12 protein-coding genes and 1 tRNA gene are annotated in these 12,174 nt (G+C 68.7%); 3 read left to right on the forward strand and 10 right to left on the reverse strand.

Features of this window, described 5'->3' with window-relative positions; all coding sequences use genetic code 11:
• Window positions 1–123: 123 nt before the first annotated feature.
• The 5 genes from pcrA to RBS12_RS12615 all read right to left on the reverse strand — a co-directional run bounded on the left by pcrA (window position 124) and on the right by RBS12_RS12615 (window position 4,872).
• Entirely contained in the window at window positions 124–2,625 is a 2,502-nt protein-coding gene (gene pcrA / locus RBS12_RS12595) for a DNA helicase PcrA (protein ID WP_307966455.1), read from the reverse strand.
• A 53-nt stretch (window positions 2,626–2,678) separates the two neighbouring features.
• Window positions 2,679–3,059 carry a hypothetical protein gene (locus tag RBS12_RS12600; protein WP_307966456.1) on the reverse strand — a complete coding sequence of 127 codons (381 nt, stop codon included), beginning with the start codon at window positions 3,057–3,059 and terminating at the stop codon, window positions 2,679–2,681.
• 16 nt (window positions 3,060–3,075) lie between these two features.
• Window positions 3,076–3,585, reverse strand: a complete 510-nt coding sequence (locus RBS12_RS12605; protein ID WP_307966457.1) for a DUF892 family protein — start codon at window positions 3,583–3,585, stop codon at window positions 3,076–3,078.
• Between the two features lie 170 nt (window positions 3,586–3,755).
• Window positions 3,756–3,947 (reverse strand): hypothetical protein, encoded by a 192-nt coding sequence (locus tag RBS12_RS12610; protein ID WP_307966458.1) that lies wholly within the window; start codon window positions 3,945–3,947, stop codon window positions 3,756–3,758.
• 106 nt (window positions 3,948–4,053) lie between these two features.
• A complete protein-coding gene (locus RBS12_RS12615) occupies window positions 4,054–4,872 on the reverse strand; it encodes an inositol monophosphatase family protein (RefSeq protein ID WP_307966527.1) in 819 nt (272 codons plus the stop codon).
• Between the two features lie 35 nt (window positions 4,873–4,907).
• Here RBS12_RS12615 and RBS12_RS12620 point away from each other — a divergent pair, with 35 nt between their 5' ends.
• Window positions 4,908–5,543: a hypothetical protein gene (locus RBS12_RS12620; RefSeq protein WP_307966459.1), complete on the forward strand. Its 636-nt coding sequence runs from the start codon at window positions 4,908–4,910 to the stop codon at window positions 5,541–5,543.
• Here the strand turns inward: RBS12_RS12620 and RBS12_RS12625 are convergent.
• Window positions 5,503–6,303 carry a DUF998 domain-containing protein gene (locus RBS12_RS12625; RefSeq protein ID WP_307966460.1) on the reverse strand — a complete coding sequence of 267 codons (801 nt, stop codon included), beginning with the start codon at window positions 6,301–6,303 and terminating at the stop codon, window positions 5,503–5,505. The genes RBS12_RS12620 and RBS12_RS12625 overlap by 41 nt on opposite strands.
• Window positions 6,304–6,394: 91 nt before the next feature.
• On the opposite strand from RBS12_RS12625, the gene RBS12_RS12630 reads away from it, so the two are divergent.
• Together RBS12_RS12630 and RBS12_RS12635 are read left to right on the forward strand one after the other, a co-directional pair.
• Window positions 6,395–6,468: transfer RNA gene (locus RBS12_RS12630), tRNA-Arg, on the forward strand.
• Window position 6,469: 1 nt separating this feature from the next.
• On the forward strand, window positions 6,470–6,967 hold the full coding sequence (locus tag RBS12_RS12635; protein ID WP_307966461.1) for a DUF6314 family protein: 498 nt from the start codon (window positions 6,470–6,472) through the stop codon (window positions 6,965–6,967).
• Window positions 6,968–6,995: 28 nt separating this feature from the next.
• On the opposite strand, the gene RBS12_RS12640 is transcribed toward RBS12_RS12635, so the two are convergent.
• From RBS12_RS12640 to RBS12_RS12655, 4 genes are all read right to left on the reverse strand, one after another.
• Complete coding sequence (locus RBS12_RS12640; protein ID WP_307966462.1) at window positions 6,996–8,144, reverse strand: alkaline phosphatase family protein; 1,149 nt, start codon at window positions 8,142–8,144, stop codon at window positions 6,996–6,998.
• Window positions 8,141–9,421, reverse strand: a complete 1,281-nt coding sequence (locus RBS12_RS12645; RefSeq protein ID WP_307966463.1) for an alkaline phosphatase family protein — start codon at window positions 9,419–9,421, stop codon at window positions 8,141–8,143. Before RBS12_RS12645 ends, RBS12_RS12640 begins: the two co-directional genes overlap by 4 nt.
• Window positions 9,422–9,546: 125 nt before the next feature.
• On the reverse strand, window positions 9,547–9,963 hold the full coding sequence (locus tag RBS12_RS12650; RefSeq protein ID WP_307966464.1) for an NUDIX domain-containing protein: 417 nt from the start codon (window positions 9,961–9,963) through the stop codon (window positions 9,547–9,549).
• Window positions 9,964–10,068: 105 nt separating this feature from the next.
• On the reverse strand, window positions 10,069–11,970 hold the full coding sequence (locus RBS12_RS12655) for an ABC transporter ATP-binding protein (protein WP_307966465.1): 1,902 nt from the start codon (window positions 11,968–11,970) through the stop codon (window positions 10,069–10,071).
• Window positions 11,971–12,174 lie beyond the last annotated feature (204 nt).

Genomic DNA, 12,174 nt, shown 5'->3' on the forward strand with positions numbered 1-12,174 from the left:
CGGTGCCCTCGGGAACGCGCAGGGCGGGAAAGCGGACGGCACTTATCGTAGATGCGCCCTTCCCCGCGAGAGAAGAGGACGACGGCAGTCAGCTCGAACGACGGCGGTACGCCCGACGGCGGCTCAGCTCACCTTTGTGAGGGGCGCGTAGCGGAGGAGGAGCCGCTTTTCGCCCACCGAGAAGGTCACCTTCGCGACGGTCTTGTCCCCCGAACCCTCGACGCCGATCACAGTTCCGTCGCCGAACGCCGTGTGGTTGACCTTGTCCCCGACCGAGACGGAGATGACTTCCTTCTGCGGCTGCACGCGGTTGGCCCGAACGGACGCGGGCGGCGACGAGATGGCGTCGAACTGCGCGTTCCGGCTGACACCCGCACCCCACGAGGAACCGCCGTACCGTGACGAGAAGCGGTCCCCGGCGGTTCCCACCGCGGGCGGCCGCGCCGAGCCCTCGCGCTTCCACTCGATGAGCTCGGCCGGAACCTCCCCGATGAATTGGCTCGCGGGGTAGTACTCGCTCTGGCCCCACAGACTCCGCACCTCGGAGCGCGTGAGGTACAGCCGCTCGCGGGCTCGCGTGAGCCCCACGTACGCGAGTCGACGTTCCTCGGCGAGCTCCTCGGGATCCGTCGCGGACCGCCGGTGCGGGAACACGCCGTGCTCGAGGCCCGTGAGGAACACGATCGGGAACTCGAGCCCCTTGGCCGTGTGCAGCGTCATGAGCGTCACGACGCCCTGCCGTTTCGCCTCGGCGACGGCCGCCTCGACCTCGGCCGGCGACGCCCCCGGCGCGTCCGGGATCTGGTCCGCGTCCGCGACGAGCGAGACCTGCTCGAGGAATTCGGACAGCGTCCCTTCGGGGTTGTCGCGCTCGTATTCACGCACGACGGCGACGAGCTCGGCAAGGTTCTCGACCCGCGACTCGTCCTGTGGGTCCGTCGAGTTCCGCAGCGCCGCAAGATAGCCGGTCTGTTCGAGGACAGCTTCGAGCGCCGCGACCGCGCCCGACCCCGTCGCGACGACGGCGAGATCGTCGAGGAGCTTCACGAAGCCCTTGACTGCGTTGACCGAACGGGTCGCCATCGCGGTGGCCTCGTCGGCTCGGCGCATCGCGGCCATGAACGAGGTGCGGTCCCGCTCGGCGAGCGCGGCGATCGCGCCCTCCGCCCGGTCCCCGATCCCGCGCTTGGGCTCATTGATCACGCGGCGGAGGTTGACGTCGTCGTCCGGGTTGACGAGCACGCGCAGGTAGGCGAGCGCGTCCTTGATCTCCTTGCGCTCGTAGAAGCGCGTGCCGCCCACCACCTTGTACGGCAGCCCGACCCGCATGAGGATTTCCTCGAGGCTGCGGGACTGGGCGTTCGTGCGGTAGAAGACGGCGACGTCGCCGGGCCGGTAGTCGCCGGTGTCGACGAGCCGATCGATCTCGCCCGCGATGAACCGGGCCTCTTCGTGCTCGTTCTCCGCCGCGTAGCCGATGATCTTCTCGCCGTGGCCCTCGGCCGTCCAGAGCGTCTTCTCGGGCCGGTTGGGGTTGCGCGAGATGACCGCATTGGCCGCAGAGAGGATCGTCTGCGTCGAGCGGTAGTTCTGCTCGAGCTTGATGGTCCGCGCGTTCGGATAGTCCTTCTCGAATTCCACGATGTTGCGGATGTCCGCGCCACGGAACGCGTAGATCGACTGGTCCGAGTCACCGACGACGGTCAGCTCGGCGGACCCCGGGCCCTCGCCGACGAGCTCGCGCACGAGCGCGTACTGGGCGTGGTTCGTGTCCTGGTACTCGTCCACGAGGACGTGCCGGAAGCGGCGCCGGTAGCCGTCCGCGATCGCGGGGAACGCGCGGAACATGTAGACGGTCTGCGCGATGAGGTCGTCGAAGTCCATCGCGTTCGACTGCCGCAGACGGTCGGCGTAGCCCTTGTAGACCTCGGCGACGCCGGACTCGAACGGATCGTTCATGTTGGCGCGCGCGGCGAAGTCATCGGCATCGATGAGCTCGTTCTTGAGCGCCGAGATCTTGTGCTGTACGGCCTTGGGCGCGACGCGCTTGGGGTCGAGCTCGAGCCCCTTGTGGACGAGGGTGATGAGACGGAGCGAATCGGCGGAATCGTAGATCGAGAAGTTCGAGTTGAGGCCCACGGAAGAGGCCTCACGGCGCAGGATCCGCACACACGAGGAGTGGAACGTCGAGATCCACATGCGCTTCGCGCGGTCCCCGACGAGCGACTCGATGCGCTCGCGCATCTCCGCGGCGGCCTTGTTCGTGAACGTGATCGCGAGGATCTCGCCGTGGTGCGCTCGTCCCGTCGCGATGAGGTACGCGATGCGGTGTGAGAGGACACGGGTCTTGCCGGAGCCCGCGCCCGCGACAATGAGGAGCGGACTGCCCGCGTGGATCACGGCTTCGCGCTGCTGCGGATTGAGGCCTTCGAGCAGCTCTTCCGCGGCCGCGGACGGGACGATGGCCGACGGCGGCACGAACGACGACGACGCACCCTCCGGATCGCTCGTGGCCCAGGCTGGGGGCGCCATGCCCGCATGCGGCGAAGAGTCGTCCGGCTCTTCCGCGCCCCCGGGCGTGCCGGGCTTGGGCAGATCAGCGTAGGGGTCGAAGAGCATCTCCATGGTGAAACTATTTTAAGGCCCCACCCTGACATTCCTGCCGCGCGGGCTGACGCCTACCCCTCGCGCGGCTCGCTGCCGGGCTCGCGGCGGACCCCGTAGTGGTGGCCCTCAGAGTCCGTCTGGATGTCGATTCCGTCGAGCTCTTCCGAGTTCTTGACGTCCTCGGGGTTGTGCCCGTGGGCCTCAGCCTCAAGCGGATCGCGGTGCGCCGCGGGTCCGTAGACGCTGCGGAGATGGCCCATCGTTCGCATGAAGCGCCCGACCCCGGTGTGCGGAGCCCCCTGTTCGCCCCCCGACTCGCCGGATGCCCGGCGCTCACGGGCCTCGCGGCGCTCACGGACCTCGTCCTTCCGGTCCTCGTCCTTCCGGAGCTCGTCCTCAAAGGGAGTGTCGTCGTCGAGCCGCGGCTCGCCGTCGGTCGTGGATTCGCCCATGGATGGTCCTCTCCTCTCAGTCCTTCTGCGCCTCGACCGTTTCGCTGCTCGCGAACACCTTCCGGGTCATCTCGAGCACGCGGTTCCTCGAAGACAGCAGCTCGACGAGGATCGTCTCGAGGCGCGACGCGACGCCTTCCTCAAGCCATTCGCGCGCGTAGATGGCCAACGGCTCATATGCGGCGAGCGCCCCGTAGAGAATTTCGAGGGCGAGCGGGAGCACCGCGACGTCCATGATCGCGTTCTCTGTCTTGCGGAGCACCAGATGGGCCTCGTGGTCGAGGCCGTCGGCCGCGTGGCCCGGAGGAACGGCGACGTTCCGCTCAAGATCGGCGAACACGTCTTCCAGAACGGCCGCGTGGGCCCGTGCTTCCTCCTGCAGATCACGCACGAGGGCGTTGACCTCGCGGCGTTGGGCGTGCTGCTCAAGGGTGCCAAGGGTCACGATCGCCCGGCGGCTCGCGCCGCGCGCGATCCCCAAGCGGTAGACGAAGAGCTCATGGGCTTCGGTGAAATACTCGAACACAGCGACCTCGCTTTCCGCCGCACTGCCGCGGTCGCGATTGCCCAGAGCCCCAGGCCCTGACCAATGCTGTCCGTGCCGGACAGTGCCTGGGTCAATTTTCCCCCGCTGTCACGCGGCGGGGCAATGCCTCGGGCCGCCGGGTGAGAAAGCAGCTCTTGCCGCGCCGCCGCTCAGGCCTCGACACCCCGATGCTGTTCGGCGACATCCGCCGGGTTGGCCTCGGCGACAACGACCTCCTCGCTATCGATGAAGGCGTCCTCTTCGTCCCACACCGGAAGGTCGGGCTCCACCGAGTAATCCAGTGACGGGTCCTCGTCCTCGCTGAGGCTGTGAGCCGGGTCCTGACCTTCGACGCTGACCATGGTGTCCTCCTTGCATGAGGCCTGGCGGATGTCCCTCAGGATTCCTCCAGCACAGCACCGCGGCGAAGAGAGGTCAAGGCCTCCTGCGCCTCGACGGAACGCCGGCCTACGCGAACTGCACTTCGGCGAGGGCCTCGAGGATCTCGCCCACCGCCGTCGCCCCGCCCGCCGCGAACCACGTGAGTCCGTTGATGACAACCGTGCCCGTGGCGCCGCCCGCGCCCTGCACAATCGCCTTGCCCGGCAGCCAGTCCCACTGGGGGCACGAATGCTGGAACCACGCGCCGATCTCGCCCTCGGCCACACGCGCGAGGTCGCACGAGCCCGAGCCGAGGATGCGGATCGACGCCGCCTTGATCGCGGCGTTGTGCCACGGCATCGCGGAAAGGGGCTGCTCGAGCCATTTCGGCTGGATCGACGTCGCCGTGCCGAGCAGGGCGAGCTTGAGGTCCTCCGGACCCACGAGGGGCTCACCGTTGAGAGTCGCACCGGCGGCGGCGCCGCCGACCCACAGCTTGTCCTCCTGGGGCTGGAAGATGGCCCCGAGTTCGACGGCGGGGTCCGCGTCGCTCGTGTCGGCCTCCCCCCGCAGCGCGATCGCCGAGCACCAGTAGCGCGAGCCCGAGAAGAAGTTGTACGTCCCGTCGACCGGATCGATGACCCAGGTGCGCCCCGACGCCGACGGAACCGACGCGCCTTCCTCGCCGAACACGCCGTCGTCCGGCCGACAGCGTGCGAGCTGGTCGACGACGTACGCCTCGGCGGCCTTGTCTGCGGCGGTCACGATGTCGGAGACGGACGTCTTCCGCTCGGCGGAAAGCCCTTCGGTGCGCATGCGAAGCGCGAGGCCGCCTGCGTTGCGCACGAGCGCGGCGGCGAGGGTGGCGTCGTCGAGGGCGGGATCGAGGGCAAGGTCTTCGGTCAGCTCAGGCACGCACCAAGCGTAGCGATAATGAAGTTATGTCCAAGACCCCCGCCCAGCGTGCGCGCAAGCATGGCGAGCGCGCCGCCGTCGCCCATTCCGGGCGCGCCCCGCTGCCCGAGCCGTCGAAGCGGAAGGCGCAGCCGGGCGAGGGGAATCCCAAGCTCATCGTCATCGCGGCGCTGGGCGCGACCGTGTTCATGTTCTGGTACTTCCACCTGCTCGCGCTGGCCCAGATGACCCAGCTGTCCAGTGGCCTCGCGATGCCGGACTCGATGCTCGCCGGCTTCTCCCCCGCGTACGTCGAGCAGCTCCGGGGCGTGATGAGCGGGGACGCACTCGGCCAGCTCAGCTACGTGCACAAGACCGCGGGCACGATCTTCGCTCTCGCGTTTGGTCTGACGTTCGCGCTCATCGTGGGCATTCTCGTGCGAAGGCGCGCCGCGCGCTGGGCGGGCTTCGCGCTCGTCGGCGCTTTCGTCGTCGTCCGGGTGTGGGGCTACATCGCGATCGACGGCGCGCTCGGCAGCCAGCCGTTCAACGCTGGGCAGGCGGTGCTCGCCTCGGTGCTCGTCGTCGTCGGCTGGGCGCTCTTCGCCGTCGTCGTGCTCGGGGCCGCCGCCCTCGGCGTGCTCACGTGGCGCGCGAAGCGCCAGCCGCCCGCTCGGCTCTGATCGCGGCCCGCGTGCGCTGGGCGCCGGCCGCGATCACCGCGCCCATGACGACCATCCCCAGTGTGATCGGGTAGACGATGCCCCGTTCGAGGGCCCCGGGGAGCGGGACATTGAGGCGCGTCACGACGAGGATCACGGTCGAAGCGCCAGCGACGACACCGAGGGCCATGAGCACCCATCCAGCCCGAGTGCGCCGCCGCCACTGAAGCCCCAGGACGATGAGCGCGGTCGCACCGCTCGCGAAATAGGCGAGCGCGCCCGTGCCGTGGAGCCATCCGATGACGTCCTCCTGCACGAGCCCCACGACGATGAGCCCCGCACCGCCGATGCCGAACAGGACGCGCACAGCGAGAGCCACGAGATGCCCTCGGCGAACCGCCGGGTGGCTGCGCGTCCCCGCGCCCGCCATCGCCGCGGTGAGACGCTCGTGGGCGCGCACGGCGGTTCTGTGCGCGGCAACCCGGAGGACGGTTGTCGAGATGAGCAGCGCCGCAATGATGAGCCCGGCGCCCTGGAGCACGAGCGAGCCGTCGAACAGCCAGTCGAGCGGCGAGCACACGTAGCGCCCGTAGTGGACGGCGCAGTGCGCCGCGCCGAGGTCGCTGATGACGTTCGTCGCGTAGCTGTAGACCTCGTGCCCGGCCCACGCGATCGCCCCTGCGGCCTCCGCGACGAAATACTGGATCACGCTCACCGCCGACCACGCGCCGAGATAGTGGCGGACATCAGCCGGGGCGGGGAACGGATTCCGGGAACGCACGAGCCCAGCGTAGCCATGGCACGCCCCGGGGGCGTACGGATCGTGTGTTGCGAAACGATATGCTTGAGAGCGTGCCCGGCACGCCGGGCGGGCCCCCGTAGCTCAGTAGGATAGAGCGGCCCTCTCCTAAAGGGCAGGCCATCGGTTCGATTCCGGTCGGGGGCACTTGTCGTATACGGTCTCGGATCTGAGCGCGTATCTGCGCGGCGAGTGGGCTGTCGAACGCACGATGCTCGACCGCACCAGCGGCGAGCGCGGCACCTTCTCCGGCACGGTCACCTTCACCGGATCTGCCAGAACGGCCAACGACGACGACGGCGCCCTCCTCCAGCACGAGGAAGGCACCGTCCGCTGGGGTGCTCATGCGGGTCCCGCGACGCGCTCGTACGTATGGCGCCCCGGCCCCTCGCCCGAGTCCATGGACGTGTTCTTCCCCGACGGGCGCTTCTTCCACTCCGTGCAGCTGGGCGAGCTGTCGGCGCAGGATGCCAGCGGCCTCGCCGGGCCCGGCTCACGCGCCGAGCATTGGTGCGACCCCGACACGTACCGCGTGGCCTACACTCCCGTAGGACCCGACGAACTCCGCTACGCATGGGACGTCACGGGGCCGGCGAAGAATCTGCTCCTCACCACGACGTTGCGCCGTCAGATCCGAAGGGTCTGACCCGCGGACCTGACGGCGCAACGCTGGCCTAGACGCCCTTGTTGTAGACGTCAAGCCCGAATCGGCTCAGGCCTGGCGTTCCCGCGTACCCGAGGTACGGCAGGTGGAACAGCTCCTCCATGCTCGCGAGGAAGCTGTAGTGGTTGTAGGACGTGGTAGACCACGTGTTCGGAGCCACGAAGGGCGAGACCATGAGCGCGCCGGTCCTGCCACCGCCGGGGCCCGTGAGGCCAGGCTGCGCAGCGTTCGGGCCAGGGCCCTCGCCGCAGCAGGCCGAGGAATCCGCCTGCGGTCCGTCCGACTCGTCGAAGGTGATCATGAGGATGCCGTCCTGCTGGAACGCGGGCGAGTTCATGATGACGGGAACCCACTGTTTGAGCCACGCGTCCGCGGACTTGAGCCCGCCGGGCTGCCCGTCGACGCACGGCGCATCGTGGCCGTCGTTGCACAGGTTCGGAACGATGAAGTTGAAGTTCGCCGTTGTCGCGGCCGAGGCGAGGTTGCCCTTGAGGGCGGACAGGTCGACGTCGTTCGCAGCGCACGAAGGCGAGCCCGTGATGCTCTGGAAGTAGACGAACGGGTTGTGCCGGGTTGCGTATTGGTAGCCCACGTGGGCCGTCATGGTCGGGTCGGCTGCGCCGATCGCCGGGTGGTTGCACGGCGTGCCCATGTCCTCCATGTAGCCCTTCCACGTGAAGCCTGCTCCCGTGAGCTGGTCCGCGAGGGTTGTGACGTTGGAGGGGTACACGCAGCCGGCTCCGATGGCCTGGCCCAGCATCGCGGTCCCCGTCTGGACGAACGGGGTGTAGACCGGGCAGTCACCCTGGGTCGCGGAGTTCGGTCCCTGCCCCGAGATCTGTGCGAGGTAGTTGTCGAGTGAGTTGTGCCCGATCCCGTAGTAGTTGTTGAGCAGGACTCCCTGCTGGCGCAGCGTCTGCGAGAGGTAGGGAGCTGGCGAGTTCGGGCCAAACGTGCCGTCATAGCTCTTGTTCTCGAGCTGGATCACGAAGACGTGCGCGCTCGACGGAAGGTAGTTCACGGCGGGATCGTCCGCCTCGGCCTTTCCAGAGCTGGTACGGACAAACAGCGTGGCCACGAGGGCGGCCGCGGCTATGGCGGCGAGAAGGATCGCGATGGGCCGACGGCGGAAGGCTGCGGCGAGCTTGGTGCGGATCATGAGAGCTTCCATCCTTCCGCGATCGCGCGGTTCTTGAGCGGGTGCCATTCGTCCTCGGGGTCGCCGCCCGGGAGGGGCGTGCACGCCGCGCCCGCAACGTACGTCGGGACGAGGAACGTCGGGGCGGAAAGGTTCGGGGCGCTCGAGAAGTCGAGGACTTCGGCGATGTTGGTGGCGTTCGCATCACGCGGCGTGAGCGCAGGAAGGTTCCAGCGCCACTCGATCGCCTTGAGGATGGACGTGTGGTCATACAGACCCGACGCCACGGCACCGCGCCGTGCGTACGGCGAGACGAGCATGGCGGGGACGCGGAAGCCCCGTCGCGACGTCGTCTGGCTCACGTCGGGAGCCGTTGCCGGCGCGACGTGGTCGTAGAAGCCGCCCCACTCGTCGAAGTTGATGATGAGCAGCGTCTTCGACCAGGCGGGGGACTTCGTGACGGCGCTGTAGATCTCGTTGAGGAAGAGCTCGCCCGAGCGCACGTCGGCATGCGGGTGGTCGTCGCCGGACGTGCCCGTGCCCTCCTCGACGAACCGCGGGTCCACGAAGCTCACGGAGGGCAGCGTGCCCGCGGCGCAGTCGCTCAGGAACGTCGCGTACGGGGCCGAGATGGGCATGTACTTCGTGCCCCACAGGGCAATGAACGGCACGTCCGAGTAGTAATACTTGCCGCTCACGCCCGCGGCCGCGAGGCGGTCCCAGATCGTCGGAATCGTAGCGTTGACGCTCGAGTTGTGGATTCGATCGGTCTGGGCGGCGTGCTGGTAGAAGCGGTTCGGGTACGTCTCCGCCATGACGGCGGCGAAGTAGTTGTCACACACCGTCCACGCGGGGGCAGCCTGCGCCCAGAACGCGAGATCCGAGGACGTGTAGTACCCGACGGCGAAGTCGTCGTTGTCGCCTGCACGGAGCCATCCGTCGCACTTGCCGTTGTTGAACGCGATCAGGCCGCCCTCGTAGGAGTGGTCCGGGTCGGGATGGCTGCAGCCTTGGTAGTCCGACAGGTGGTGCGTCCCGTGCGGGATGCCGTAGCGGTCGATGAACGTGAAGCCGTCTTGCTTCCCATTGGCCCCGGGGAGCCATCCGAGGAAGTGGTCGAACGAACGGTTCTCCATCATCACGACGACGATGTGGTCGATTCCCGAGCTGGCGGGGTTGGGCAGTGCTGACGGGACGGCGCTGCGGGCGTGAGTCTGCGGCACGGCACCCGGGAGTGCGGCAGCGCCGACCGCGGCCAGCGCCGATGCCGAGAGGAAATTGCGGCGGGGGATTGTCACGCTCAACCAAGTTACCCAACGGTAAGTGGCAAAACGACGGATGTTCCTGAGGGTTCATCTCGCGTTTGAGGAACTCCCATGGAGTTCCCAGCTACGGCGGGGAACTGGGAGTTCCCTGAGAGTCGCTACGAGTGTCGCGCCGCCTCGAGCGCCGGGATCACGTGGTCCGTGAGGAGCGGCGCGAGGTCGCCGGGCAGTTCGGCGTCGAGATCGAGCCACCGGAGTTCTGCGATCTCCGCGGACGCGGTGATCTCGGCCGGATCGTGCACGCCGGGCGCGCTGAAGACGGTTGCGTCGATGTCGGTGCCCGCCTCGTTCGCGGCCCGCGCGACCCAGAACCCCACGAGCTCGAGATCGCCGGCCGCGACGCGGATGCCGACCTCCTCGGCGAGCTCGCGGCTCGCGGCCTCAGCGGCCGTCTCCCCGGGCTCAGGCTTCCCGCCGGGATGCATGAACCGCTCGGTCCCGCGCTTGCGCACAGTGAGGAGCCGGCCATCGGGCGAGAAGACGCAGACGGCTGAGACGACAATGCGGTGAGTCACCCCTCGAGCCTAGCCGCCGCGGGGTCCTCGCCTGGCCCGAGTGCCTCAGCGCCGGCGGCGCAGCCCGAGTGCCTCAGCCAGGCGCCATCCCGCCGGCGCGGCCGCTCAGCTCGCGAGATCGGCCCCGGCGTCCTCGGCCACAGCGACGGCCTCGGCGAACTGCGTGTTGTAGAGCTCGGCATACCGCCCACCAGCCGCGAGCAGGTTGATATGGGTTCCCTGCTCGACGATCTGACCGCCCTCGACGACGAGGATCTGGTCCGCGGCCCGGACCGTCGAGAGGCGGTGCGCGATGACGAGCGCCGTGCGGCCCTCGAGCGCTTCGGCGAGCGCGGCCTGCACCGCTGCCTCGTTCGTCGAGTCGAGCGACGCCGTGGCCTCATCGAGGATGACGACGCGCGGCTGGGCCAGGAGCAGGCGGGCGATGGTGAGACGCTGGCGCTCGCCCCCGGACAGCCGGTAGCCCCGCTCCCCCACCACGGTCTCGAGGCCATCGGGAAGCGCGCGGACCATGGGCTCGAGGCGCGCGCGCCGGAGCGCGTCCCATAGCTCGTCGTCGCTCGCGCCAGGGCGGGCCAGCCGGAGATTGGACCCGATCGATTCGTGGAACAGATGCCCGTCTTGGGTGACCATCCCCACCGCCGAGCGGAGCGAGTCGAACGTCGTGTCCCGCACGTCGGTGCCGCCGATGCGCACGGACCCCGAATCGACGTCGTAGAGCCTCGCGATGAGCTGCGCAGTCGTCGACTTGCCTGCTCCCGAGGAGCCGACGAGCGCGACGGTCTGGCCCGGCTCGACGCGGAAGGTGAGCCCGTGCAGGACCTCTTCCCCGCCGCGCGCGTCGAGCACGGCGACTTCCTCGAGGGACGCGAGCGAGACCTTCTCCGCGGACGGGTACGAGAAGCGCACGTTGTCGAACTCGACCGCGACGGGCCCGCCCGGAAGCGGCCGCGCGTCGTCCTTCTGCCGGATGAGCGGCACGAGGTCGAGAACCTCGAAGACCCGCTCGAAGCTCACGAGCGCGCTCATGATGTCGACGCGCGCGTTCGAGAGCGAGGTGATGGGCGCGTAGAGCTTGGTGAGCAGGAGAGCGAGGACGACGACGTCGCCCGCTGCCATGGAGCCGCTCACCGCAAGCCACCCGCCGACGCCGTAGACGACCGCGAGCGCCAGGGAGGAGACGAGCGTGAGCGACGTGAGGAACGCGAACGCAAGGACGGCGCTCCGCACGCCGATGTCCCGCACGGCCTTGGCCTTGAGCGCGAATTCCGACGACTCGTCGTCGGGGCGCCCGAAGAGCTTGATGAGCGTCGCGCCCGGGGCGGAGAAGCGCTCGGTCATCTGGTTCCCCATGGCAGCGTTGTAGGCCGCGGCCTCGCGCCGCATGTCCGCGATCCTGAGGCCCATGCGGCGTGCGGGGAGCAGGAACAGCGGCAGGAGGAGCAGCGAGAGGAGGGTCACGAGCCAGGACTTCTGCACCATGACGGCCACGGTCAGGATGAGCGAAACGCTGTTGCTCACGATCCCGCTCAGCGTCCCGGCAAAGGCGGACTGTGCGCCAATGACGTCGTTGTTGAGGCGGCTCACGAGGGCGCCCGTGCGCGTGCGCATGAAGAACGCGATAGGCATCTTCTGCACGTGGTCGAACACCGCGCGGCGGAGGTCGAGGATCACGCCCTCTCCGATGACCGATGATTGCCATCGGGCGAGGAGGCTGATGCCGGCGTCGGCGATCGCGAGGAGCGCAATAAGCACCGCGAGGAACGCGACCGGCCCGAGGCCTGACCTGGCCACGATCGCGTCGACCACCTGGCCCGCGAGGACCGGGGTCGCGACCGACGTGATGGCGCCGAGGATCGAGACGAGCACGAAGACGAGGAGCCGCCATCGGTAGGGCTTTGCGAACGCGAGGACCCGCTTGAGGGTGGCCCGGTTGAAGGGGTTCGCCCCTTCCTTGGCTTTCCCCATCGCGTGCATGTAGCCCCATGCAGCCCTGTCCATGCTCATGCGTGCACACCGCCTTCCGTACCAGTAAGGGTAGGCGCGGGGTCCGACAATTCCGGACGGGGTTCACCGTGGGCTGACGCCTTGGGGCGCATTGGGGTCCGCGGGAAAAGGCCGGGAACGTGAAACGCCCGCTGGCTCGCGATTGGGGGGTGCGCGAGCCAGCGGGCTTACGAAAAGCATAGACCACTGTGCTCGGGTCGTAAA

The sequence above is a fragment of the Sinomonas sp. ASV322 genome, assembly GCF_030908245.1.
Lineage (GTDB): Bacteria > Actinomycetota > Actinomycetes > Actinomycetales > Micrococcaceae > Sinomonas.

Excerpts from the sequence above, each read along its gene's own strand:
- pcrA (WP_307966455.1), bottom strand. The coding sequence starts at position 2,625 with ATGGAGATGCTCTTCGACCCCTACGCTGATCTGCCCAAGCCCGGCACG.
- RBS12_RS12600 (WP_307966456.1), bottom strand. The coding sequence starts at position 3,059 with ATGGGCGAATCCACGACCGACGGCGAGCCGCGGCTCGACGACGACACT.
- RBS12_RS12610 (WP_307966458.1), bottom strand. The coding sequence starts at position 3,947 with ATGGTCAGCGTCGAAGGTCAGGACCCGGCTCACAGCCTCAGCGAGGAC.
- RBS12_RS12620 (WP_307966459.1), top strand. The coding sequence starts at position 4,908 with ATGTCCAAGACCCCCGCCCAGCGTGCGCGCAAGCATGGCGAGCGCGCC.
- RBS12_RS12640 (WP_307966462.1), bottom strand. The coding sequence starts at position 8,144 with ATGATCCGCACCAAGCTCGCCGCAGCCTTCCGCCGTCGGCCCATCGCG.
- RBS12_RS12655 (WP_307966465.1), bottom strand. The coding sequence starts at position 11,970 with ATGAGCATGGACAGGGCTGCATGGGGCTACATGCACGCGATGGGGAAA.